The sequence below is a fragment of the Gaiella sp. genome, assembly GCF_057140465.1.
In genome coordinates this window covers 1-23,539 of the sequence record NZ_DBNHWK010000063.1, presented here as the reverse complement: position 1 = coordinate 23,539, position 23,539 = coordinate 1, and the positions used below count along the sequence as shown (strand labels likewise).

The following is a 23,539-nucleotide window of genomic DNA, read 5'->3' as shown; positions in this document are numbered from 1 at the left end:
CGACTCTAGACGATCGCCCCGGCCCTACTCGTCGCGCAGGAACGCGGGCACGTCGATGTCGCTGTCCTCCGACGTCCCGCCGATGCGCGTGCGGAGGTCGGTCGACCGTGGCGCGGCGCTCGACGCAGACGGCTCGCCCCGCCGCCGGCGCCGCCCACCGCCGAACCCCGTCGCGATGACCGTGACCCGGAGCTCGTCCTTCAGCGCCTCGTCGACGACCGCGCCGAAGATGACGTTCGCGTTCGGGTCCGCGTGGCCCGTGACCACCTCGGCCGCCTCCGTCACCTCGAAGAGGCCGATGTCCGGCGGTCCGGACACGTTGAGCAGGACGCCGGTCGCCCCGTCGAGCGTCGTCTCGAGCAGCGGGGAGGAGACGGCGGCGTTCGCGGCGTCCACGGCGCGGGTGTCACCGGAGCCGATCCCGATCCCCATCAGCGCCGAGCCGGCGTCCGCCATCACGGTGCGCACGTCGTTGAAGTCGAGGTTGACGAGCCCCGGGACGGTGATGGTGTCGGTGATGCCCTGGATCCCCTGCCGGAGCACGTCGTCGGCGATCCGGAACGCCTCGGTCACGGGCGTCCGCTTGTCGACAACCTCGAGGAGCCGGTCGTTCTCGATCACGATCAGCGTGTCGACCTGGTCACGGAGGCCCTGGATCCCGACCTCCGCCTGGTCGGCGCGCCGCTTGCCCTCGAACGCGAACGGCTTCGTGACGACACCGACGGTGAGCGCACCGAGCTCGCGACCGAGCTCGGCCACGATCGGCGCCCCGCCGGTCCCGGTCCCTCCGCCCTCGCCGGCCGTGACGAAGATCATGTCCGCGCCCTTGAGCGCCTCCTTCAGCTCGTCGCGGCTCTCCTGCGCCGCCTCGAGGCCGACCGCCGGGTCGGCGCCCGCGCCCAGCCCGCGCGTCGCCTTCGACCCGATGTGGATCTTCACGTCGGCATCCGTCATCAGGAGTGCCTGGGCGTCGGTGTTGACGGCGATGAACTCGACGCCGGTGATGCCGGCCTCGACCATCCGGTTGACGGCGTTGGTGCCACCGCCGCCGATGCCCACCACCTTGATCACTGCGAGATAGTTGCCGCCACCGGTGTTCATGTCTTCGCTCCCTCGACCAACCTGAAGGTCAAGCTCTCATCGAGCTGACGTCTTGTCGCATTGTCCGTGCACTGCACGGTTCGTACCCTGTTCGGTCCCAGGGTACGACCTCCTTCTCGGCATTGTCAACGGCGATCTCAAGGCAAGGTCGAGGTTTGAGACTCAACCTCGACCTGAGAGTTGAGGGTTGAGGTCCCGCCGACGGGCCGCTCGGGGACTGCCACGTCGAGGTACACGGTGCCGGGCTGGAGGAGCGGGAGCACGCGGCGGGCGATCGTGAGCTTGAGATCGACGTCCCGGGCGTCACCGAGGCGGACCTCGAGCCCGGAGCGGAGATGGAGCGTGAGCTCGCGGCCCGTGGCCTCGACGGAGACGACGCGCGGGAAGCGCGTGCCCGCGAGCGGCGTCGCCGCCGTGACGGCGGCGGCGAGATCGCCCTCGACGACGCTCCCGACGTTGAGGGCCGTTCCCTTCGGGACCCAGATCCGTGCGAGGCGCGGCCGCGTTCGCAGCTCGATCGCCGCCATCACCCGACCGCGGGACGAGACGAGGTAGCCGGCGCCACCCTGGCGCACGACGGCGACCGGCCGCTCGGGCACGACGGTCACCCGCAGCGTGTGCGGGAAGGCGCGGTCGAGGCTCGCCGACGCGACGGTCGGGATCGCCTCGACGGCTCGATGGGCGGCGCCGACGTCGATCGCGAGCAGGCTCTCGCCGTCGACGTCGGCGAGCGCACGCCGGACGTCGCGCGCGACACCGGCCGGGGCGCCCTCGACCCGGACCTCGTCGACGGCGAAGAGCGCCGACTCACGGGCGACGAGGAAGGCAGCGACGGCCGCCGCGAGCAGGGCGAACGCGTAGAGGAGCGAGCGGACAGAGGGGGCGAGCCGCGCGGGATCGAGGAGACCGCCCTGACCCCTGCGCGGAAACGGGACGACGACGCTCTCCGCACGCACACGGGGGCGCGATCCTCGGGCGACTCGTCCCCCGCTGGCCACGGGGCCGATTTCGCCGCGTGTGGCCCGGGTCCTACCTCGGCCTCATGTACCGAGGGCGATCTCCCCCAGGAGCACGACCTCGTGCTCGAGCTCGACGCCGAACTGCTCGCGGACGCGACGCCGGGACTCGGTCATCACCGCCAGGCAGTCGGCGGTCGTCGCGTCACCGGCGTTCTCGATGAAGTTCGCATGCATCGGCGAGACGACGGCGCCGCCGACACGATGACCCTTGAGCCCGCACAGCTCGAGCATGCGCCCCGCGCCGATCTCGCCGGGCGGGTTCTTCCAGACGGAGCCGAAGGTGCGCTTCGTCGTCGGCTGCGTCGCCTTGCGCCGCGCGATCAACTCTGCCACCTCCGTCTTCACCTGGGCCGGAGGCTTCGGGTGCAGGCCGTACTCGACGCGCGCGACGACCTGACCCGGTGCCAGCGACGAGTGCCGGTACGACAGGCCCAGCTCCACCGGCGTGAGCCATCCCGAGCCTTCCGCGCTGCACACGAGCGCGCGCTCGAGGATCACCGCCCAGTCGGACCCGTAGGCACCGGCGTTCATGCGCACGCCGCCGCCCGCCGTCCCCGGGATCGCGCACGCGAACTCGAGCCCTCCGAGCCCCGCCGCACGCGCCCGGTGGAGGCAGAGGGCGTTCGTCGCCCCTCCCCCCGCGACGAGCGTCGTCCCCTCGGCGGAGGCAGCGGCGAGCTCGCCGCGCAGCCGGACGACGACGCCGTCGACGCCCGCATCCGCAGCGAGGACGTTGGAGCCGAGGCCGACGACGACGACGTCACTCCCTTCGGCGGCGGCCCGGTGCAGCACCTCCTCGAGCTCGGCGAGCGTGGACGGCTGTGCGAACGCGGTAGCCGGCCCGCCCGTGCCGATCGTCGTGCACCGGGCGAGCAGCACGCCCTGCTCGAGCGCCGCCGTCACCCGGGGAGCCCTTCCACGATCGCGCGGGCGGCCTTCCAGGGCTCCCCCACGCCCAGCGTCACCACGACGTCGCCTGGGCGCGCCCAGGCGAGCACGAGCGCGGTCGCGTCGTCGAGCGTCGGCGCCCAGCCCGCCCGCGTCCGCGGGCTCAGCCGGTCGAGCACCCACCGCCCCGAGACGCCGTCGCGGGGGGCGTCGCGTGCGCCGATCACATCGGTGACGACGGCCATGTCGGCGGTGTCGAGCGCGTCGGCGAGCTCGAGCGCGAGCTGGCGCGTCCGCTCGTAGACGTGCGGCTGGTAGACGGCGATCAGCCGGCCGCGGGTCCGCTCCCTCGCCGTCGCCAGCGTGACGCGGAGCTCCGTCGGGTTGTGCCCGTAGTCGTCGTACACGGTCACCCCGCCACGCTCGCCGACGAGCTGGAAGCGGCGGTCGACACCGGTGAACCGACCGAGGGCCGATGTCGCCGCAGCCGGGTCGACGCCCGCCAGCTCGAGCGCGGCGAGCGCAGCGGCCGCATTGCTGCGGTTGTGGGCCCCGGAGAGGAGGAGCGGGCCGGCCCACGGCTCGAGCTGCCAGCTGCGGACGACCGCGGGAACGCCCTCGAGCCAACCCTCGAGCGACTCGCGCAGCTCGGCCTCCGACGCATACGCCGCGTGGTGGTCGAGCTCGATGTTCGTGACGACGGCGATCTCCGGCCGCAGCGCGAGCACGGAGCGGTCCGACTCGTCGCCCTCCAGGACGAGCCAGCCCGTCCCTGCCCCTGCATTGCCGCCGAGCTGGGGGACGACGCCGCCGATCACCCACGACGGGTCGTGGCCCGTCTCGCGCAGCGCGAAGGCGATCATCCCGCAGGTCGTCGTCTTGCCGTGCGCTCCGGTGACGACGATCGACGGGTGTGCGGCCACGAGCTCGGCGAGGAACGCGGCGCGGGGCATCCCCGCTGCTCGCTGCGTGTGCGCGGTGGAGACGACGACCTCCCAGCCGTCGGGCGGGCAAGGCTCTCCGCCGATGTCGAGCTCGACGTCGGCGACGGTGTCGAGGAAGATCGTCTCGCGCACATCCCAGCCGCGCACCTCGGCCCCCCACGCACGCGCGATGTTCGCGTACGCCGACAGCCCCGAGCCGCCGATGCCGACGAAGTAGAAGCGCCGCCCTCTGAGCGGGGCGTCCCGGGCGCCGTGACCGTCCGGCCGGCCGGTCACGGGCGCTCCCGGGCGAGGGCGACGAGCTCGTCGGCGATCGCCTCGGCCGCGTCGGGCCGTGCGAGCGCGAGCATCGAGCCTCGCATCGCCTCGAGTCGTTCGGAGTCCGCGAGCAGCTCCTCGACGAGCGCCGGCACGCGGCCGACCTCGCCGTCCGGGACGACGAGCGCGCCGCCTCCGCGTTCGAAGTGTCGCGCGTTCAACGTCTGATGGTCGGCGGTCGCATGCGGGTACGGGATGAGGATCGACGGTGTACCGGCGGCGGCGAGCTCCCACACCGTGCCCCCGGCGCGGGACACTGCGACGTCGGCCGCGGCGAGCGCCTCCCCGAAGTGATCGGTCTGGGCGACGAGCACGTACCCGGGCCGCGAGACCCGCGGGCGCAGCGCGTCGAAGTCGCGCTCTCCGCAGATGTGGAGGACCGCCGGGCCCTCGCGCGACCACGCCGCGACCGCCATCTCGTTGAGCGAGCGGGCGCCCGCGAGCGCTCCGAAGACGGCGACGACGGGGCCTGCGGGCGGAAGGCCGAAGTGTCGGCGCCCCTCCGCGGCCGTCGCTCCGCGATGCGCGCGGGGGATCGGACGCCCGACGACGCGGTACCGTGCACCGTCCCTGCCCGGGATCGCGTACGCGAGGTAGACGCGACGCGCGAACGGAGCGGCCATCCGATTGGCGAGCCCGAGGTGCGCATCCGCCTCCGTGAGCGCCGCGGGGATCCCCCGCAGCCGAGCCGCCAGCACCATCGGGCCGGCCACGTAGCCTCCCGCACCGAGCACGACGTCGGGTCGTCGCCGATCGAGGATCGCGGAGCACGAGAAGGGCGCCTTGACGGCCCGCCCCACGGCTCGCGCCAGCTCGACGCTCGGCCTGCGTGGAAAGCCCGTGACCTCGAAGGTGTCGAGCTCGAAGCCCGCCTCAGGCACCAGCCGCGACTCGACGCGGTCGCGTGTTCCGGCGAACGTCACGCTCACGCCGCGGTCGCGCAGCGCCTCCCCGACTGCGAGCGCTGGACGCACGTGACCCGCGGTTCCCCCGGCCGCGATCACGCACGCGAGTTTCGACGACGCGCTCATTCACCGCGATGTTAAGGAGGATTCCCACCCCGGCGAGGAGGACGAGCAGCGACGAGCCGCCGTACGAGACGAACGGCAGCGGGATCCCCGTCAGCGGGGCGATCCCGAGCACGGCCGCGAGGTTCAGGGCGGCCTGCCCGCAGACGAGCGCGGTGATGCCGGCGGCGAGCAGCTTCCCGAACCGGTCGCGCGAGCGCAGCGCGACGCGGAAGCCCGCCCAGGCGAACGCGCCGAACGCGAAGACGACGAGCGCCGAGCCCACGAGACCGAGCTCCTCGCCGACGACGGCGTAGATCATGTCCGTGTGGGCCTCCGGCAGGAAGTTGATCTTCTGGATCCCCTGCCCGAGCCCCTCACCGGTGACGCCGCCGGAGCCGATGCCGATCATCGCCTGTACGGTCTGGAAGCCCGCGCCCTCGGGGTCCTGCCAGGGGTCGAGGAAGCTCGTGAACCGCGTCCGTCGGTAGGGCTCGAGCCAGATCGCCGCGACACCCGCGCCGATCGCGAGCGCCGACACGGTCACGAGCAGGCGATACGGCGTTCCGACGACGAGGAGGATCGCGAACACCATCACCGCGAGGACGATCGTCGTCCCCAGGTCCGGCTGGAGCAGCACGAGCCCGCCGACGAGGACGACGGCCCATCCGACCGGCTTCATGAGCTCGCCGAGCGTCTGCGGGACGGGCCGGCGCGCGAGCACCGCGCACGCGAACAGGCAGACCGCGAGCTTCGCGAACTCGGACGGCTGGAGGCTGACGGGACCGACGAGGAACCAGCGGTGTGCACCGTTGATCGGCGCGGTGACGACGAGGACGGCGATGCACGCCACGAGGACGCCGAGCACGAGCAGCGGCGAGGCCGGGCGCAGGCGGTGGTAGTCGAAGCGGGAGAGCATCACGAGCAGCAGGGCACCGGCGATCGCGTACAGCCCCTGCTTCACGAGGAACCGCATCGGGTCGCCCGCGCCGAGCGCCGCGGAGGCGGACGTGGCGCTGAACACCATCACGAGCCCGAAGGCGACGAGCCCGAGCGTGACGAGGACGAGGACGCGCTGCTCGAGCTGTCCGTGCTTCACCGGGCGAGCTTCGCCACGAGGCGCCGGAACTCCTCCCCGCGATGCTCGAAGTCCCTGAACTGGTCGAAGCTCGCGCAGGCCGGGGAGAGGAGGACGACGTCGCCGGGCCGAGCGGTGTCGGCGGCAGCGCGCACGGCCCTCTCGAGGTCCCCCGCTTCCGTCACGTGGACGCGGGCCGCCCGCAGCGCCGTGGCGAGCTCGGGTGCGGCCTCGCCGATCACGTAGGCGCGGTCGGAGCCCTCGAGCGCGGCGGCGAGCGGCGCGTACGGCTCGGCCTTCCCGCGCCCGCCGAGGATCACGTGCTTCGGCGATCCGGCGAAGGCTGCGAGCGCACGGAGGGCGGCGGCCACGTTCGTCGCCTTGGAGTCGTTGACGTACCGCACTCCGCGGACCTCCGCGACCGGCTCGATCCGGTGCTCGACGCCGGGAAAGGCGACGAGCGCGTGGGCGATCGCCTCGTCCGGCACGCCGATCGCCCGCGCGGCGGCCGTGGCGGCGGCGGCGTTCTCGCGGTTGTGGGCGCCCGGAATCCGCGGCTCCGCGGGCAGCGGGTCGTCGGCGGAGAACTCGAGGCGCCGCCCGTTGCCGGGCACGGCCGGGAAGCCACGCGGTACGACGGCGGTGTCGTCCGCCGTCTGGTTCTCGAACGCCCTGAGCTTCGCCGCGGCGTACGCGTCGAACGTGCCGTGACGGTCCACGTGGTCGGGCTCGAGGTTGACGAGCACGGCGACGTGTGGCCGCAGCGTGTCGATGTCCTCGAGCTGGAACGACGAGAGCTCGCACACGACCCATGCGCTCGGGTCGGACGTGCCCACGAGCGAGGTCAAGGGTCGGCCGATGTTCCCCGCGACCTCGACCGGCCGGCCGGCCGCCTCGAGGATCGCGCCGAGGAGCGCCGTCGTCGTCGTCTTTCCGTTCGTGCCCGTGATCCCGACGATCGGGTTGGGCAGGAGCCGTGCGCCCAGCTCGATCTCGGAGATCACGGGGATCCCGGCGTTCCGCGCCGCGACGACGGGTGCCGCCTCCGCGGGCACGCCCGGGCTCTTGACGACGAGGTCGACGCCGCCGAGGAGCCGGTCGTCCCACTCACCGAGCTGCACGTCGGCGTCGACGTGCCCGATGTCGAGCCCCGTGTCGCTGTCGTGGGCGGCGACCGCGACCCCGCCCCGCCGGAGCGCGGAGACGGCGGCGCGCCCCGAGCGGGCGAGGCCGAGGACGAGCGCACGCGACGGGTGAGCGGCAGACACGCCCGGAAGCGTACGACGCATCGCCACTCGCCCGCCGCTAGCGAGCCCTCTGCGCGAGGCTCACGCCGCCGATGATCGCGATCGCGCCCACCGCGAGCGGCAGGGTGAGCGACTCGTCGAGGACGAGCGCTGCGAGCACGAGCCCGGAGAGCGGCTGCAGGAACTGCAACGTGGCGATGCGCGAGATGCCGCCACGGTCGAGCGCCCAGTACCAGCCGATGTAGCCGACGATCGACGTGACGAAGGCGAGGAACAGCACGGCCCCCCACGCCTCGGCACCGGCCGATCCGAGGCCGTCGGCGGCGAGGATCCCGATCCCCACCGGAGCCAGCACGACGGCGCCGATCGTCACGCCCCAGAAGGTCGTGGTCGTGCTCGAGAGCCCCCGCGGCAGGAGCATCGCGCCCGCCACGTACCCGGCGGAGACGACGAGCGCCGCCACGAGCACGAGGACGTCGCCGACGAGCGTCGCCTCGCCGCTGGCGGTCTCCGCCCGGACGGCGATGATGACGAGCTCACCGGCGAGGGCGGCCGCGCACCCGGCGAGCCACACCGACCCGGGTCTCCGTCGCAGGACGATCGCCGCGTAGAGGCCGGTAAAGACCGGCAGCGCAGCGAGGATGATCGCGCCGTGCATGGCCGAGGTGCGCTGCTGCCCGACCGTGTAGACGATCGGGAAGACGATGAACCCGGCCGCCGCCGAGACGAGCAGGAGCGTGCGCAGACGAGCGCCCCGCGGCGGCCGCTGCCGTCGGACGGCGAGCAGCGGCGCGGCGACGACCCCGGCGAAGACCGTCCGCAGGACGGCGACGAGCAGGGGCTCGAGATCGTCGGTCGCGAGTCGCGTCGCGACCGGCGTCGCGCCCCAGACGACCATCACGAGCATCGCCACGACGACAGGCGCCGCGGCGAGCCTCCCGGCGCGCGCCGGACCACGGGCTGGGCTCGATCCGCCTACAGCTGGAACCGGAGGTAGTAGCGGTAGTAGAGGACGAACCCGACGGCGCAGAGGATCGCGCCGACGATCCAGAAGCGCACCATGATCTTCGTCTCCGACCACGCCTTCATCTCGAAGTGGTGGTGGATCGGGGCCATCAGGAAGACTCGCTTGCCGGTGCGCTTGAAGCTCGCCACCTGGATCATCACCGACAACGCCTCGATCAGGTAGACGCCGCCGATGAACACGAGCAGCACCTCGGTCTCGGTCAGGACCGCGAGCGTCGCGATCGCGCCGCCGAGGGCCATCGACCCCGTGTCGCCCATGAACACCTCGGCGGGGAAGGCGTTGTACCAGAGGAACCCGATCAGCCCCCCGATCAGCGCGGCGGAGACGATCGCGAGGTCGAGGTAGTCGTCGCTCCGCAGCCCCACCTCGCCCGAGCGAATCCACGAGATCGACGCGATCGCGAGCAGGGTCAGGAGCGAGATCGCGCAGGTGCCGGCGGCGAGCCCGTCGAGCCCGTCGGTGAGGTTGACCCCGTTCGCCGTCCCCGCGATCACGAGGAACAGGAACGGGTAGAACGCCCACGAGAGGTCGAGGTTGACGTCGATGACGGGGAAGTAGATCTCCGTGTCCATGTACCCGATCCGGGTCGTCGCGTACCCGACACCGGCCGTGACGAGCGCGAGCAACACGAGCTTCCACCGACCGCTCAGCCCGAGCGACCGGCGATGCCGCACCTTCAGCGCGTCGTCCGCGAACCCGATGAGGGCGCAGGCGAGCGTCGCGAGGAGCACCGTGAGGCCGGGCACCGTGTACAGGGAGACGGCGAGGATCGGCACGACCGCCGCCGCGAGCAGGAGCAGGCCACCCATCGTCGGCGTGCCCTGCTTGGCGACGTGGTGCTTGGGGCCCTCCTCGCGGATGTGCTGCCCGACGCTCTGCCGACGCAGCCACTCGATGAACGTGGGCCCGATGACGACGGCGATCACCATCGCCACGAGACCGGCGATCAGGACGCGGACCATGCCTCGCAGAGGTTCTCGATACGGGCCGGGATGCCTTCGAGCCCGACCGCACGCGACGCCTTGACGAGGACGGCGTCACCGGGCCGGAGCACTTCGCGGAGCACCGCGATCGCCGCCTCGGCGTCGGGAGCCGAGCGCCACGCGTCGAGCCCGGTGACGCGGTAGCGCTCGGCACCCTCCCCCACGCCGATCACGACCGCGATCCCGAGCTCGCGGAGCAACGCGCCGATCTCCGCGTGGAAGCGGTCGCTCTCCGCCCCGAGCTCCGCCATCTCCCCGAGCACGACGACCAGACGGCTCGCCTCCGCGCGCGCCGCGAGGTCGAGCAGCGCGGCGCGCATGGACACGGGGTTCGCGTTGTAGGCGTCGTTGACCACGAGGCCGCCACCGGGCAGGCGGGACACCTGCCCGCGCCACGGCGACAACGAGATCCGCGCGGCCCCTTCGGCCGCGCGCTCGAGCGGGAGGCCGAGCGCGTCGTAGGCCGTCAGCGCGGCGAGCACGTTGCCGGCGAGATGCCGCTGGTCGAACGGGAGCTCGAGCTCGAGCGTCGCGTCGCCGACGCGGAAGCGCCATGCGCCGTCGACCTGCTCGACCTCCGAGACGTCGAAGCGTCGCACGTCGACGTCGTCCCGTCCCAGCCACCGCTCCAGCTCGGGCACCGCGGCGGGCACGACGGCGACGCCGCCCGGCGGGAGCGCCAGGATCGCCTCGGCGTTCGCCTCCGCGACCGCCTCGACGGAGCCGACGAACTCGAGGTGCTCCGGGCCGACGCTCGTCAGCAGCGCCAGCGTCGGTCGCGCGATCGTGCAGAGCGCGGCGATCTGCCCGAGCCCGCGCATTCCCATCTCGGTGACGAGGACCCGGGTCTCGGGCTCGAGCTCGAGCACGGTCAGCGGGAGCCCGATCTCGTTGTTCCGACTCGCCTCGGCGAACACCGTCGGGGTGACGGCCGCGCAGAGCGCACCGAGTGCGTCCTTCGTCGATGTCTTCCCGGTCGAGCCGACGACCGCCACGACCTGGGCGTCCGAGCGGGAGCGGACGAGCGAGGCGAGTGCAGCGAGGGCGGCGTGCTGGTCCCGGGGCACGAGCGTCGCCGCTCCGCGCTCCCCTGCCTCCGGCACGAAGCGCGTACCGGTGTTGAGCGCGACGAAGAGGTCACCCTGACGTGCGATGCGGGAGTCGTCGTGGACGCGACGGACGACCCGGTCGGGCGGCACCGCACCGCCGAGATCGCCCAGGTCGAGCGCGACGAGCTCCTCCCACGCGATCGGGATCAGGCCCGTGCCTCCCGGAGCGCGGACCGGGCCTCGACCCGGTCGTCGAACGGGTGGACGACACCGGCGATCTCCTGGCCCTGCTCGTGCCCCTTGCCCGCGACCACGACGACGTCTCCGTCGGCGGCAAAGTCGATCGCCCGCCTGATCGCCGAGCGCCGATCCGGATCGATCTCGACGTCCGTCCCGCTCCCCTCGACGATCTCGCCGATGATCGCGAGCGGGTCCTCGGACCGCGGGTTGTCGCTCGTGAGGACGACAACGTCCGCACGCGAGCTCGCGACCCGCCCCATCAGCGCGCGCTTCTCACGGTCGCGGTCGCCACCCGCCCCGAAGACGACGATCAGCCTCCCGGTGTCGAGCGCGCGCGCGGCCTCGAGCACACGGTCGAGCGCATCCGGCGTGTGCGCGTAGTCGACGAGCACGGTGAACGCCTGTCCCTCGTCGATCGGCTCGAACCGCCCGGCCACCTGCGGCGCCTGCGCGACGCCTTCGGCGACCGCGTCCTCGCCGACGTCGAGGAGCAGGGCGAGGGCGACCGCGGCGAGCACGTTCTCGACGTTGAAGATGCCGCGCAGGGGCGTCGTCACCGGAATCCCCGCCGTGACGAACCGTGAGCCGTCGGGGCGCAGCTCGAGCCCGTCGGCGCGCACCTCCGCCTCGGGCCGCAGGCCGAAGGTCACGAGGGGCGCACGGCCCGCTCGGGCGAGCTCCTCGGCGAGCCGACGGCCGTGCTGGTCGCCGACGTTGACGGCAGCAGGGGGAGGCTCGGCGCCGATGAACATGCGCCGCTTGGCCTGGAAGTACTCCTCCATCGAGCCGTGGAGGTCGAGGTGGTCCTGCGTGAGATTCGTGAATCCCAGCGCGTCGAACCGCACGAGGTCGAGCCGGCGGAAGTGGGAGCCGTGCGAGGACGCCTCGAGCACGACCGCGTCGTCCCCGGCGTCGAGCATCTCGCGGAACAGCCGGTGCAGGTCGATCGCCTCCGGCGTCGTGAAGGGTGCGTCCCGGCGGTCGCCGCCGACGACCCAGTCGACGGTGCCGACGAGCCCGACGGAATGGCCGTCGCACTCGAGGATCGAGCGCAGGACGCCCGCCGTCGTCGACTTGCCGTTCGTGCCGGTGACACCGGCGACCTCGAGCGTGCGCGTCGGGTGCCCGTAGAAGGTGTCCGCCGCGATCGCCATCGCCGCGCGGGCGTCGTCGACCACGAGCTGCGGCACGACGACGTCGACCGGCTGCTCCACGACGAGGGCCGCCGCCCCGCGCGCGACGGCCTCCGGGGCGAGCGCGTGGCCGTCCGTCCGTGACCCACGCACGCAGAAGAAGAGCCCCCCGTCGACCGTATGCCTCGTGTCGTACGCGAGGCCGGAGACGTCGACCGGTCGCCGTCCGATCACGTCGCTCGGCGCGAGCGCACGGATCAGCGCCTCGAGCTCCACCGCGCGGAATTCTAGAGACTCGCCCGGCAGGCTCCCGCGGCGTCGCGACCTGGTGTCAGCGCACGCGGCGCTGGAACGGTCGCGTGAGCACCCGGAGCGCGGCGTGTGCGACGACGGCGCCGACGCCGAGCAGGGCGAGGGTCGCGAGCACGTCTCTCACCGGAGCTCCTTCGATCCCATGGCAACGGTCCCCGCCTTCGTCTCGGGCGCGTCCGGCGGGACCTCGAGGTACTGGAGAGAGAAGCGTGCGAGGTCACGGAACACCGGTGCCGCCACGACCCCTCCCCAGATCGCCCCGTGCGGCTCGTCGACCATCACGAGGATCGCGAGCCGCGGCTTGCGAGCCGGCACGAGGCCGACGAAGGAGGCCACGTACTTCGCGACGTAGCGACCGTTCTCCGGCTTCTGGGCCGTTCCGGTCTTCCCGGCGACCGTGTAGCCGGGGATCGCCGCCTCGGCCCCGGTGCCCTCGACGACCACGTCGCGGAACATCGACATCATGCGGTTCGCCGTGCCCTTCGAGACGACGCGCCGGCCGGCCGGCTGCCCGACCTTCTTGCCGCCGACCTTCGCGAGGATGTGCGGCTTCTCCATCACGCCCTCGTTGCCGATCGCCGCATACGCGGACACCATCTGCATCGGCGTGACGGCGATCCCCTGGCCGATCGGCACGGTTCCGATCGTCGAGCCGGACCACTCGTCCACCGGCAGGACGAGGCCCGCGCTCTCGCCGAGATGGCCGAGCCCGGTCTCGCGGCCGAAGCCGAACCGCTCGATCCACGACGACAGCTCGCCCTCGCCGAGCTTCTGGGCGACGGTGATCGTGCCGACGTTGGAGGACTCGTAGAGGATCTCCCGCACCGTCATCCTCCTCGTCGGGCGCGGATGCGCCTCGTGGATCACACGGTCTGCGACCCTGATCGTCGGCGGGAGGACGAACGAGTTGGCCGGCGTGACCACGCGGTCTTCGAGCGCGCCCGCGATCGTGACGATCTTGAACGTCGACCCCGGCTCGTAGACGTCGGTGACGGCGCGGTTGCGACGCGCGTCCGGCGTCGCGGCCGCGAACTTGTTGGCGTCGAACGTGGGCGCGTTCGCCATCGCGAGGATCGCGCCGGTACGGGGATCCATCACGACCGCGGTCGCGCCGCGTGCCCCCCAGCGGGCGACGGCGTCCGAGAGCAGGCGCTCTGCGGCCGCCTGGATCTGGGTGTCGAGCGTGAGGACGACGTTGCGTCCCGGCCGCTCGGGACGCGAGGTGACGACGTCGATCGCGCGGCCGAAGGGGTCGCGGATCACGGTTTCCGACCCGGACCGTCCCGAGAGCTGCCTGTCGAGGGCGCGCTCGAGCCCCTCCAGTCCCTTGTTGTCGGTGCCCGCGTACCCGAGGAGGTGCGAGGCGACGGTGCGCTGCGGGTACGTGCGCCGCTCTTCTGCGTAGAAGCCGATCCCTGCGATCTCCTTCTTCTCGAGCGCCGCCGCCGCGATCGGGTCGGCCTTGCGCTCGAGGTAGACGAAGCCGCGCGAGCGGTCGCGCAAGAGGGAGTAGACCTCGTTCGGATCGAGGCCGAGCGTCTTTCCGACGGCGACCGCCGCACGTTTCGGGCGCACGACGTTTCGGGGGTCCGCGTAGACCGTCGTCGCCTGCTCGCCGATCGCGAGCGGCTCGCCCGTCCGATCGAAGATCGTCCCACGCCCGGCGGGCAGCTCGATGGTCTCGACGTGCTGCTGCTTGGCGAGCGTCTCGTAGGACGGGCCCTTGACGACCTGGACGTAGGCGGCGCGCCCGAGCGTCACGGCGAACAGCGCGCCGAAGATCACGAGCAGCAGGGTGATGCGACGGTTCGCCCGCCGGTCCATCACCGCTCGGGGGCGAGGTCGACGTAGGTCGTGAGCAGGGGATCCGCCGGCGCGACGCCGAGCCGTGCCCTGGCCTCCGTCTCGATCCGCATTCCGGCGGACGCGCTCGAGAGCCGTGCGCGGAGGCGGGCGTTGTCGGCCTTCAGCTGCGCGCGCTCGATGCCGAGCTGGTCGAGCTCGACGTTGAGGCGCAGGACGGCGACGTTGACGGCGACGACCCCGGCGAGGAGCGCTGCCACGACGACGATCCAGACGACACCCCCGTGGAAGCGCCGTGCACGCGGGGCCGTTCTCTGTCGGCGCCGGGGCTCCCGGCGCGTCGGCGTGTCGGCAATGGCCGACATCAGGCTTTCACCGCAACCCGGAGGCGGGCCGAGGCGGCGCGTGGGTTCTGCTCGAGCTCCTCCGTCGACGGCCGCACCGGCCGGCGCGTGACGACGCGCAGATCGGGCTGCTTGCCGCAGGCGCAGATCGGGAAGTCCGGCGGGCAGGTGCACCCGTGCGCCCGCTCGCGGTAGAAGTGCTTGACGATCCGGTCCTCGAGCGAGTGGAAGCTGATCACGGCCAGCCGGCCACCCGGCCGGAGCATGTCCGCTGCTGCGGGGAGCGCGGCCTCGAGCGCGGCGAGCTCGTCGTTGACGGCGATGCGGAGCGCCTGGAAGACGCGCTTGGCCGGGTGGCCCTCGCCGAATCGCGCCGGCGTCGGAATCGCCGTCTTGATCGTCTCCACGAGCTCGCCGGTGCGGGTGAACGGGCGATCGCGTCGCTGGCGGACGATCGCGCGGGCGATCTGCGTCGCGTAGCGCTCCTCTCCGTAGCGCCGGAAGATCGTCCGCAGCTCGCCCTCGTCCCACGTGTTCACGATCTCCGCCGCCGTGAGCTCCGACGACGGGTCCATCCGCATGTCGAGCGGCGCATCGGTCGCATACGAGAAGCCCCGCTCGGGGCGGTCGATCTGCATCGACGAGACGCCGAGATCGAGCAGGATCGCGTCCGCGCGGACGTCGTTGGCCGCGAGCTGGGCGAGGACGAGCGAGAAGTCGCCGCGGAGGAACCGCACGTCGACGCCGGCGGCCGCCTTGAACCGGTCGAAGTGCTGCCGGGCGGTCGGGTCACGGTCGATCGCGACGAGCTTCCCCCGCCCGGCGAGGTCGGCCGCGAGCAGGCGTGCGTGCCCTCCCGCACCGAACGTGCCGTCGACGATCGTCTCCCCGGGCTGCACGGCGAGGAGCTCCCGCACCTCGTCGGCGAGGACGGGGGTGTGATCAGCTGCGCTTCTCTGCAAGACGTTCGGCAACATCGTCGGCGCTCCCTTCGACCGTCTTCAGGTGCTCCGCCCATGCAGCGCGGTCCCAGATCTCGAGGTGGTCGTCCACGCCCGCGATGACGACCTCGCGATCGAGCCCCGCGTGTCGGACGAGCGCGGGTGGAACGAGGACACGGCCCTGCCTGTCGGGCTCCTCCTCTGTCGCGCCCCCGAACACGTGGCGCTTGAGCTGGCGGGCCTCCCGGGAGAACGAGTCGAGCTCGGCGACGCGAGCACGGACACCCGACTCCCAGGTCGCACGCGGGTACACGTCGACGCAGGCGTCGATCCCGCGGGCGAGGACGACACCGGCAGCGAGCTCCGCGCGAAACCGCGCCGGAAGCGTGAGCCGGCTCTTCTCGTCGATCGTGTGCTCGTACTCGCCGTAGAACATCGCATTCGCCGTGGGCTTCCCACGGCGCCCCACTGTAAACCACTATGTCCCACAATGCAACCCCTGAGGACCACACTCGTGGAAGACCGGGCGCATCCCGTACGAAAGCGGTGATGGCGACGCCGGGGCGCTCAGGAGAGCGCGACGGGCTGGGGAGCGACCCCGCGGCCGGTGAGCGCGGCGGCGCCGCAGTGCGCGGCGAACGCAACCGCCTCGACGGGCTCGCGACCCGCCGCGAGGGCGAACGTGAGCCCGGCCAGGAAGCAGTCACCGGCGCCGTAGGTGTCCTCCACCGGGCCGGGCGGTGTCGCTGCCCTGAACGGGCCGCCGGGCTGCATCCAGCCGCCGAGGGGCCCGGAGGTGGCAACGACCAGCGCCGGTGCGGGATCGAGGTCGCCGGGCCGGAAGCGCTCGGCCGCGTCCTCCCCACTCCCGACCAGCGCATCGAGGACCACACCCCCGCGGCGGAGCACGTCGAGCTCCCGCGTCGTCGCGGTGAGCAGACGTGCCCGGCGCGCGCGCAGCAGCGCCTCGACATCGCCCGCGACGAACACGACGGCGTCCTTCCCCGCGAGCTCGTGCCACGGAAGCCGGTCGTCGGTGCCCTTCGGGCGCAGCTTGGGCCCGATCGTCGTGATCGTGCGCTCTCCGGACTCGTCGACGTGCGTGAGGGCCCAGCGGGTCGGCAGGCGGTCGCGGCTCGCGTGCACACGGACGCCGCGCTCCTCCAGCTCGGACTCCGCTCGCCGACCGAGCTCGTCGTCGCCGAGCGCGGTGAACAGCGTCACCTCGTCGGCGAGGCATGCGAGCTGCAGGGCCGCGACGGCACCGCCACCGCCCGCCTGCTCCCAGTCCTCGAAGGAGTGCACGATCTCCCCCGGCCCCGGCACACGGTCGACCCTCGCGAACCTGATCCACTCGACATGGCCGACGACGGCGACGTTCACGCGCCCAGTCTCACAGATCGCCGCCGTCGCGAAGGAGCCGCCGATGGAGCGCCGCCGTCTCGGCGGATGGCCCGACGCCCAGCTCGTCGAGCAGCCGGGTGCGGAGCGCGTCGTACACGACCAGCGCCTCGGCCCGGTTGCCGCGCCGCTCGAGCACGCTCATCAGCAGTCGTGTGCCGCTCTCCCGCAGCGGTGTGAGCTCCACGAGGCGGCGTGCCGCGCGCTCTGCGGTGTCGAGCTCCGAGCCCCCGATCCGGAGGCTGGCCTCGCCACCGAGCTCGAGCCCACGGACGAGCAGCGCGTCGAGGCGCCGCCGGTGGGCTGCCGCCCACTCCGACGAGTCCCCGGGCAGGAACCGTCGCGCGCAGACGTGCTGTGCCACGCGAGCGGGGCCCCAGGCCGCCTCCCAGTCCTCGCGCGCAACGGCACTCTCCGCCCGGTGGAGCGCGGCCGTCGCCGCCTCGACGTCGACCCAGGCGTCGGGCGGGAGGACCACGCGGACGTCGGATCGACCGTCGATCACGAGCACGCGCCGCAGCTTGGAGAGAAGCGCGGAGAGCGCCGAGTGGACGGCGTCGGGCGGCTCGTCGGCCCACACCACCGACGTGAGAGCCTCGCGGGTCATCCGGTGTCGTCGCTCGAGGACGAGGCACGCGAACAGGAGGCGCCCCTGACGGCCGGGGAGCTCGCGCTCGACCCGATGCCCGTCCACTCTCGCGACGAGAGGCCCGCACAGCTGGATCCGCGTCTCCACACCTGCGAACCTACTGCGGCTCCAAGGTTTGGCCAAGCGTGGGGCAATGCGGTCGGACGCGCGTCGGCGATACTCACTCCCGACACGACGCGAGAGGAGGACCACGTGGGCAAGCGCATCGACTGCGAATGCGGTGAGGTCGTGAAGGCCGAGACCGACGACGAGCTCGTGGCGAAGGTCGAACAGCACGTCTCGGCCGCGCACCCCGAGCTCGTCGGGAAGATGACGCGCGAGGACGTGCTCGGGATGGCCGTCGAGGACGACTGAGACGCGGGCGTCCGCCCGCGTCCGGGGCGGCCTCACACGGCGGCGCCCTGCGGCGTTTCCCGTGATGATGGACGCCGTGGCATCGCCCCCGAGCCCGACCTTCGAGGACTTCTACGCGCAGCACCGCGACGAGGTGCTCGGCGTCCTGCGCCGCATGCTCGACGCCGACCGTGCAGAGGACGCGTTCCAGGAGACCTTCCTGCGGGCACTCCGCGCATACGGTCGTCTCGACCACCGAGAGCACCTGCGCGCGTGGGTGCTCACGATCGCCCGCAACGTCGCACTCGACATGCACCGCCGGGCGCGACCGACGGGCCCGATGCCGGAGATCCCCCACGTCGATGGGCTGCCGGCGTTCGTCGAGCTCGCCGAGCTCACCGGTGACCTCCCGGCGACCGAGCGTGCCGCGGTCGTCCTCCGCTACGGCTACGACCTCGAGTACGAGCGCATCGCCGACCTGCTCGGCTCGAGCCCGGCTGCGGCGCGACAGGCCGCATCGACGGGCGTCCGGCGACTGCGAAGGAGGAGTGCATGACCGTCCCCGCCGACCTCGACCACCGGTTCCGCGACGCCGCCGCGCGTTCCGGCCTCCTCGACGCCGCATTCGACGTCGTGGAGACGCCGCTCGGCGACCTGATGGTGGCGGTCACGAACCGGGGCCTGCTCCGGATCTCGTACGACAGCGACCCCGAAGGAACCCTCGAGCGCGTGTCGCAGGTGGTGGGGGCGTCGGTGATGCGCGCCCCGCGGGCGGTGGACGAGGCCCGGCGGGAGCTCGACGAGTACTTCGTGCGCCGCCGGCGCGCGTTCGACCTCGCCGTCGACCTCCGCGGGATGACGCCGTTCGCCGTCCGCGTGCTCGACGAGCTGGCACGGGTGCCGTACGGGCGGACGAGCACCTACGGGGAGCTCGCCGCGCTCGCCGGGCGCCCTCGCGCGGCGCGGGCGGTGGGGATGGTGATGAACCGCAATCCGGTGCCGATCGTGCTCCCGTGCCACCGGATCGTCGGCGCGTCGGGGGATCTCGTCGGCTACGCCGGAGGGCTCGAGCGCAAGATCGAGCTGCTCCGCCTCGAGGGCGCGCTCCTGTAGGCGGGATCCGCTCCCGGCCCCGCCGGTGGGCACGGTGACACCGCCGGCTCACCCTCGAGCCCAGCAGGGGCCACAGGCGCTTCCGGCGCCGTGCCTGCGACCTTGGTCCCCGAGATCGCGGCGCCGAGGATCGCGAGCAGGGCGATCCCGAGGATCGCGACCCGGAACGCATCCGACGCCGGCCCCGCGAACGCGTCGAACGTCGCCGGCTCGAACGGCGCCGCGGCCTCTCCCCCCTGGGCCTCGTAGACCCAGCCGGCGAGCGCGCCGATCCCGGCGAGGGACAGGACTCCACCGACGCGCGCAACCGTCTGGTTGAGGCCCGAGGCGACTCCTGCGAGGTCACCGGGTGCCGGCGACAGCGCGGCCGCGGTGATCGGGGCGACGAGGACTGCGAGCGACAGCGAGAGCACGGCGACGGAGAGGCCGCCCCACGCCCATGCCCCTGTACGGTCGTCGACCGGCAGCAGGAGGAGCGCGCTCGCGGCGATCCCGAGCGCACCGGCGGTCACCGGCCGTCGCGGGCCGTTCCGGTCCGCGTACCGGCCGAACCGCGGCGCGAGCAGGATCAAGGCGATGCTCGGCGGCACGAACACGAGCGACGCGAACATGGGCGACAGGCCGAGGAACTGCAGGTAGACCGGCACGAAGAAGAAGGTCGCCCCGAGCGCGGCGTAGATGGCGAGCGTCGCGGCGTTCGCCGCGGCGAGCCCGGGACGACGCAGGAGCCGCGGCGGGACGAGCGGGTCGCGCGACCGCAGCGTCCACACCGCGAGTCCGCCCAGAGCGGCGATCCCGACCGCGCCGACGGCGAGCACGGCGCCCGGCCCACGCTGTCGGACCTCGACGAGCGCGAACGTGAGGCAGGCGAGACCCACCGCCGCGAGGAGGGACCCGACGACGTCGAGCCGGCCGTCGGCCGGCTGCCGCTCGTCCTCCGTCCGACCGGCGGCGGCGAGCGCCATGACCACGACGGCGAGCGGGACGTTGATGATGAAGATCCAGCGCCACGACACGTACTCGACGAGCACCCCGCCCAGCGGCGGCCCGGCGACCGTCGCGACCGCCGTCAGCGACGTCCAGAGGCCGATCGCCCGACCTGCGTCCTCGGCCCAGACGACGCGGAGCAACGCGAGGCTGGTCGTCGTCAGCGCGGCGGCCCCGACGCCCTGAAACGCCCGCGCGGCCACGAGCAGGCCTGACTCGGGGGCGACCGCGCACGCGAGCGACGCGACCGCGAACACGACGACGCCGGCGCCGAACGTCCGGCGCAGGCCGAACCGATCGCCGGCCGCTCCGCCCGCGAGCAAGAGGGCGGAGAGCGCGAGCGCGTAGCCGAGGACGACCCACTGCTGTCCCGTGAGCCCGAGCCCGAGGTCGACGTCCATCCGCGGGAGGGCCACGATCACCACCGTCGCGTCGAGGAACGCGAGCGCGGAGCCGAGCCCGGTCGCGAGGAGCGTGAACCGACGGGCGCGGACGGCGGAAGTCACGCCCGAACGCTAGACGAGAGCCGGCCCGGGGATCCCCTACCCGGGGCCTCCCCCGGAGCCCCTGTCGAGCAGCCGGTAGCCGACTCCCCAGACGTTGACGACGAAACGGTCGGTGTCGCGCTGACAGAGCTTCCGCCGGAGGCGAGACGCGTGCGAGTCGACGGTGCGGGTCCGCAGTGCCGTGCGGATCCCCCAGACGTCGCGGAGCAGCTCGGCCTTCGTGAACACCCTGTGCGGATCGCGCGCGAGATGCGCCGCGAGCTCGAACTCGCGACCGGGGAGCTGCACGGGCTGCCCCCGGAGGAGCACCTGCCGCGCGGGCAGGTCGACGACGATCTCGCCCGCGTCGAGGAGGTCGGCTTGTCCGAGCCGGGCCCGCCGGAGCAGGGCGCGCATCCGGGCGAGGAGCTCCGGGTACAGATGCCGCTCGCAGACGTCGTCGGCACCCTGCTCGAGCGCGCGGACGCGCTCGACCGCGTCGGCGCCGGGATCGGTCAGCATGATCACCGGCACGTTGCGATCCCAGCGTCGACCGGGCTCACCGGCGCGCAGGCGACGGCACAGGTCGGCCTCGGCGAGGATCACGATGTCGGGGGCCTGCCGCTCGGCGAGATCGAGGGCGCGGGCGCCCCACGCCGCGTCGAGCACCTCGAAGCCGTCGCTGCGCAGGTGGCGCTCGAGGGCCGTCCGCGAGGCGGCCTCGGGATCTGCGAGGAGGACGGCGCTGGCTCGCACCCGACCGAGGCTACGGATGCGCGGGCGGGCACGCCAGATGTCCTTTGCGGCGGGAGTGCGTCACGTCGTCCCCAGGCTGCGGCATCGTCGGGCCGGCAGCCGCCGGTCGCCGTCCGGGCATCATGACCTCGTGCTCGTGCTCGCCGTGATCGCCGTGCTCCTCGCCGGATGGACGACGGGGACGCCCCTCGACGTGCCGCGCACGGAGGTCGCGGCTGCGCCGCTCGGCCCGGAGATCGTCGTCGTCGGAGGGTTCCTGGCGAACGGCGGCAACAGCAGGCGCGTCGACGCGTACGCACCGGCGACGGACAGCTGGAGGCGCCTCCCGGACCTGCCGGTCGCCGTCGATCACGCCGCCGCGGCGTCGTTCCGCGGCAGGCTCGTCGTCGTCGGCGGGTACGGGGCCGACCGGCGGCCGCTCCGCACCGCCTTCCTCTTCGACGGCGACCGGTGGCGGCGCCTTCCTCCGCCACCGTCGCCCAGGGCGGCCGCAGCCGCGGCCGCCGTCAAGAGAGGGACGATCTACGTCGTCGGCGGCCGGGACGGTGGCGGGCTCGCGCGCGAGATGCTCGTCCTCGACCTCGGCACGATGCGGTGGTCGCGTCGCCCGGGGCCGGTGCCGCGCGAGCACCTCGCGGCGACCGCCCTCGGAGGCCGCGTGTACGTCCTCGGCGGGCGGCGGGCCGGGTACGACACCAACCTCGCGATCGCACAGGCCTACGATCCGCGCACCGGCCGGTGGCAGCGCCTGCCGCCGCTCCCGTCGCCGCGAGGCGGCACCGGAGCGGCCGGCATCGCCGGGCGGGTCGTGTCCATCGGGGGCGAGGAGCGCGCCGGCACGATCGGGTCGGTGTACGCCCTCGACGTGCGCACGCGTCGGTGGGAGCGACTCGAGGATCTCCCGACGCCCCGCCACGGGCTCGGCGTGGTCGCACACAGCGGACGCGTCTGGGCGCTCGCCGGCGGGCCGAAGCCCGGGCTCACGGTCTCCGGGTCGGTCGAGGCGCTCGCGCTCCCCGCCGGCGGCTGATCAGGCGACGTCGTGGCGTTCCGGGGCGTCCGGCTCGGCGCCGCGGACGACGGCGTCGCCCCACACGGCGAGTGACGCCGCGCGACGGTACGCGCGGTGGAGGCCGGACTCGAGCGCGAAGCCGACCGCGCCGTGCACCTGGAGCACGGAGGCCGTGACCTCGCGACACGAGGCGCCCGCCCACAGGAGCGCGGCCCGCGGCACCGCCTCCTGCTCGGGGCCCGAGACGGCCGCCGCCCACGCGAGGAGGGCGATGCCCTCGGCCGCGAGCGCCGCGTCGGCGAGCCGGCCCTGCACCGCCGGGAGCGAGGCGAGCGGGGCCCCGAACTGCTCGCGCGCCGTGACGTATGCCACGGCCTGGTCGAGCGCCCCGGCGGCCATTCCCGCCAGGTATCCGAGCATCGCGGCGCTCCAGGCCCGCAGGCGCTGCTCCCCGTCGGCGACGGCCGGGCCCGGGACGAGAGCGGAGAGGGACCGCAGCGTGCCGGACCCGTCGAGCGTCGCCTCGCGCTCGGTGTCACCGACGGGGGCGAGCGCGAGCACGTCGCCCGGTGCGACGCACGCGGCGACGGCGGCCCCGGTGCCGTGCCGGATGCGCGACCCGACCGCCAGCGGCGCGCCGAGCGTCGCCGCGTCGACGAGAGAGATCGGCGCGACGGCACGCCCCAGCTCGAGCGCTCCCGCGACCACGGCCCCGCGCAGCGCGGGGTCGTCCCAGAGCCGGCTCCACCCGACTGCCGCCAGGCGCGCCGCGAGCCCGTCGTCGTGCTCGTCCCACCACGCGCCGAACGCCGGCTCGCGCACCGGTTCCCAGCCGGCGACGACGTCCCGCACCGACGATGCGAACAGCGTCAGCTCCTCGTCGACGGCGAACCTCACAGCCCGACCTCGGTCAGCACCGCGCGGGTGTCGGCGCCGAGGGCGGGCGCCGTTCCTCGCCCACCGTCGCCGACGATCCGCCGGAGCGTCGTCGTCGTGCCCACGCCCGGCTGGTCGAACGTCTGCACGAGCCCGTTGCCGACGACCTGCGGGTCGCGGGCGACGGACTCGCGGGCCTGGACGGGGCTGCAGGGGATGCCGAGCGCGCCGAGCCGGGCGACCCAGGCCTCGAGCGGCTCCTCTGCGATCCGCCGCACGATCCGGGCGGTGACGTCGCGCTTCGCGGCGAGGAGCCCCTCGTCGTCCGGGATCAGGTCGGGCGCGTCGACGGTCGGGTCGTCGAGCGCGAACAACCCGAGCAGCGCGCGCCGCTGCGCGACGTTGAGACAGGCGACGGCGAGGTAGCCGTCGGCCGTGCGGAAGCACCGGTAGTAGGGGTTCGTGTCCAGCCCGAGGCGGATCTCCGAGGCCC

The 23,539-nt window shown here is 73.4% G+C and carries 25 protein-coding genes; 4 read left to right on the top strand and 21 right to left on the bottom strand.

The features are described 5' to 3' along the window. Positions 1 to 24 precede the first annotated feature (24 nt). The 17 genes from ftsZ to AC162C_RS08730 all read right to left on the bottom strand — a co-directional run bounded on the left by ftsZ (position 25) and on the right by AC162C_RS08730 (position 17,571). Complete coding sequence (ftsZ, locus tag AC162C_RS08810; protein ID WP_484097226.1) at positions 25 to 1,101, bottom strand: cell division protein FtsZ; 1,077 nt, start codon at positions 1,099 to 1,101, stop codon at positions 25 to 27. 137 nt (positions 1,102 to 1,238) lie between these two features. Then, entirely contained in the window at positions 1,239 to 2,057 is an 819-nt protein-coding gene (locus tag AC162C_RS08805) for a cell division protein FtsQ/DivIB (RefSeq protein ID WP_484097225.1), read from the bottom strand. 84 nt (positions 2,058 to 2,141) lie between these two features. Further along, entirely contained in the window at positions 2,142 to 3,023 is an 882-nt protein-coding gene (murB, locus tag AC162C_RS08800) for a UDP-N-acetylmuramate dehydrogenase (RefSeq protein ID WP_484097224.1), read from the bottom strand. Then, the gene (locus tag AC162C_RS08795; RefSeq protein WP_484097223.1) at positions 3,020 to 4,228 is read right to left on the bottom strand and encodes a UDP-N-acetylmuramate--L-alanine ligase; all 1,209 of its coding nucleotides are present in this window, start codon (positions 4,226 to 4,228) and stop codon (positions 3,020 to 3,022) included. The genes murB and AC162C_RS08795 overlap by 4 nt, the downstream gene beginning before the upstream one ends. Continuing rightward, the gene (locus AC162C_RS08790; protein WP_484097222.1) at positions 4,225 to 5,244 is read right to left on the bottom strand and encodes a UDP-N-acetylglucosamine--N-acetylmuramyl-(pentapeptide) pyrophosphoryl-undecaprenol N-acetylglucosamine transferase; all 1,020 of its coding nucleotides are present in this window, start codon (positions 5,242 to 5,244) and stop codon (positions 4,225 to 4,227) included. The genes AC162C_RS08795 and AC162C_RS08790 overlap by 4 nt, the downstream gene beginning before the upstream one ends. Then, positions 5,144 to 6,376, bottom strand: a complete 1,233-nt coding sequence (ftsW, locus tag AC162C_RS08785) for a putative lipid II flippase FtsW (protein ID WP_484097221.1) — start codon at positions 6,374 to 6,376, stop codon at positions 5,144 to 5,146. The genes AC162C_RS08790 and ftsW overlap by 101 nt, the downstream gene beginning before the upstream one ends. Continuing rightward, positions 6,373 to 7,623, bottom strand: a complete 1,251-nt coding sequence (locus AC162C_RS08780; RefSeq protein WP_484097220.1) for a Mur ligase family protein — start codon at positions 7,621 to 7,623, stop codon at positions 6,373 to 6,375. The genes ftsW and AC162C_RS08780 overlap by 4 nt, the downstream gene beginning before the upstream one ends. A 37-nt stretch (positions 7,624 to 7,660) precedes the next feature. Then, positions 7,661 to 8,509, bottom strand: a complete 849-nt coding sequence (locus AC162C_RS08775; RefSeq protein ID WP_484097248.1) for a DMT family transporter — start codon at positions 8,507 to 8,509, stop codon at positions 7,661 to 7,663. Between the two features lie 68 nt (positions 8,510 to 8,577). Then, positions 8,578 to 9,591, bottom strand: a complete 1,014-nt coding sequence (gene mraY / locus AC162C_RS08770) for a phospho-N-acetylmuramoyl-pentapeptide-transferase (protein ID WP_484097219.1) — start codon at positions 9,589 to 9,591, stop codon at positions 8,578 to 8,580. Next, entirely contained in the window at positions 9,576 to 10,811 is a 1,236-nt protein-coding gene (locus AC162C_RS08765; RefSeq protein ID WP_484097218.1) for a UDP-N-acetylmuramoyl-tripeptide--D-alanyl-D-alanine ligase, read from the bottom strand. Before AC162C_RS08765 ends, mraY begins: the two co-directional genes overlap by 16 nt. A 56-nt stretch (positions 10,812 to 10,867) precedes the next feature. After that, on the bottom strand, positions 10,868 to 12,310 hold the full coding sequence (locus AC162C_RS08760; RefSeq protein WP_484097217.1) for a UDP-N-acetylmuramoyl-L-alanyl-D-glutamate--2,6-diaminopimelate ligase: 1,443 nt from the start codon (positions 12,308 to 12,310) through the stop codon (positions 10,868 to 10,870). A gap of 156 nt (positions 12,311 to 12,466) precedes the next feature. Then, positions 12,467 to 14,170 (bottom strand): peptidoglycan D,D-transpeptidase FtsI family protein, encoded by a 1,704-nt coding sequence (locus AC162C_RS08755; protein ID WP_484097216.1) that lies wholly within the window; start codon positions 14,168 to 14,170, stop codon positions 12,467 to 12,469. After that, entirely contained in the window at positions 14,170 to 14,514 is a 345-nt protein-coding gene (locus AC162C_RS08750; protein ID WP_484097215.1) for a hypothetical protein, read from the bottom strand. Before AC162C_RS08750 ends, AC162C_RS08755 begins: the two co-directional genes overlap by 1 nt. Next, complete coding sequence (gene rsmH / locus AC162C_RS08745; protein ID WP_484097214.1) at positions 14,514 to 15,470, bottom strand: 16S rRNA (cytosine(1402)-N(4))-methyltransferase RsmH; 957 nt, start codon at positions 15,468 to 15,470, stop codon at positions 14,514 to 14,516. The genes AC162C_RS08750 and rsmH overlap by 1 nt, the downstream gene beginning before the upstream one ends. Beyond that, on the bottom strand, positions 15,436 to 15,870 hold the full coding sequence (gene mraZ / locus AC162C_RS08740) for a division/cell wall cluster transcriptional repressor MraZ (RefSeq protein WP_484097213.1): 435 nt from the start codon (positions 15,868 to 15,870) through the stop codon (positions 15,436 to 15,438). The genes rsmH and mraZ overlap by 35 nt, the downstream gene beginning before the upstream one ends. Before the next feature lie 131 nt (positions 15,871 to 16,001). Further along, entirely contained in the window at positions 16,002 to 16,817 is an 816-nt protein-coding gene (locus tag AC162C_RS08735) for a PfkB family carbohydrate kinase (protein WP_462973133.1), read from the bottom strand. Between the two features lie 10 nt (positions 16,818 to 16,827). Beyond that, the gene (locus AC162C_RS08730) at positions 16,828 to 17,571 is read right to left on the bottom strand and encodes an AfsR/SARP family transcriptional regulator (RefSeq protein ID WP_484097212.1); all 744 of its coding nucleotides are present in this window, start codon (positions 17,569 to 17,571) and stop codon (positions 16,828 to 16,830) included. Between the two features lie 105 nt (positions 17,572 to 17,676). Between AC162C_RS08730 and AC162C_RS08725 the strand changes: the two genes are divergently transcribed. From AC162C_RS08725 to AC162C_RS08715, 3 genes are all read left to right on the top strand, one after another. Further along, positions 17,677 to 17,838, top strand: a complete 162-nt coding sequence (locus tag AC162C_RS08725) for a DUF1059 domain-containing protein (RefSeq protein ID WP_462973135.1) — start codon at positions 17,677 to 17,679, stop codon at positions 17,836 to 17,838. A gap of 76 nt (positions 17,839 to 17,914) precedes the next feature. After that, entirely contained in the window at positions 17,915 to 18,373 is a 459-nt protein-coding gene (locus tag AC162C_RS08720; RefSeq protein WP_462973136.1) for an RNA polymerase sigma factor, read from the top strand. Beyond that, on the top strand, positions 18,370 to 18,930 hold the full coding sequence (locus tag AC162C_RS08715) for a methylated-DNA--[protein]-cysteine S-methyltransferase (protein ID WP_484097211.1): 561 nt from the start codon (positions 18,370 to 18,372) through the stop codon (positions 18,928 to 18,930). The genes AC162C_RS08720 and AC162C_RS08715 overlap by 4 nt, the downstream gene beginning before the upstream one ends. On the opposite strand, the gene AC162C_RS08710 is transcribed toward AC162C_RS08715, so the two are convergent. Then, positions 18,870 to 20,423 (bottom strand): MFS transporter, encoded by a 1,554-nt coding sequence (locus AC162C_RS08710; protein WP_484097210.1) that lies wholly within the window; start codon positions 20,421 to 20,423, stop codon positions 18,870 to 18,872. The two genes, AC162C_RS08715 and AC162C_RS08710, sit on opposite strands and share 61 nt — an antisense overlap. Positions 20,424 to 20,459: 36 nt before the next feature. Continuing rightward, positions 20,460 to 21,158: a winged helix-turn-helix domain-containing protein gene (locus AC162C_RS08705; RefSeq protein ID WP_484097209.1), complete on the bottom strand. Its 699-nt coding sequence runs from the start codon at positions 21,156 to 21,158 to the stop codon at positions 20,460 to 20,462. 130 nt (positions 21,159 to 21,288) lie between these two features. On the opposite strand from AC162C_RS08705, the gene AC162C_RS08700 reads away from it, so the two are divergent. After that, positions 21,289 to 22,188 carry a Kelch repeat-containing protein gene (locus AC162C_RS08700; protein ID WP_484097208.1) on the top strand — a complete coding sequence of 300 codons (900 nt, stop codon included), beginning with the start codon at positions 21,289 to 21,291 and terminating at the stop codon, positions 22,186 to 22,188. On the opposite strand, the gene AC162C_RS08695 is transcribed toward AC162C_RS08700, so the two are convergent. Both AC162C_RS08695 and AC162C_RS08690 read right to left on the bottom strand, forming a co-directional pair. Then, a complete protein-coding gene (locus AC162C_RS08695; RefSeq protein ID WP_484097207.1) occupies positions 22,189 to 23,067 on the bottom strand; it encodes an acyl-CoA dehydrogenase family protein in 879 nt (292 codons plus the stop codon). After that, positions 23,064 to 23,539 (bottom strand): CoA transferase (locus AC162C_RS08690; RefSeq protein ID WP_484097206.1); only part of this gene is annotated, 476 nt, incomplete at its 5' end. The genes AC162C_RS08695 and AC162C_RS08690, both read right to left, overlap by 4 nt.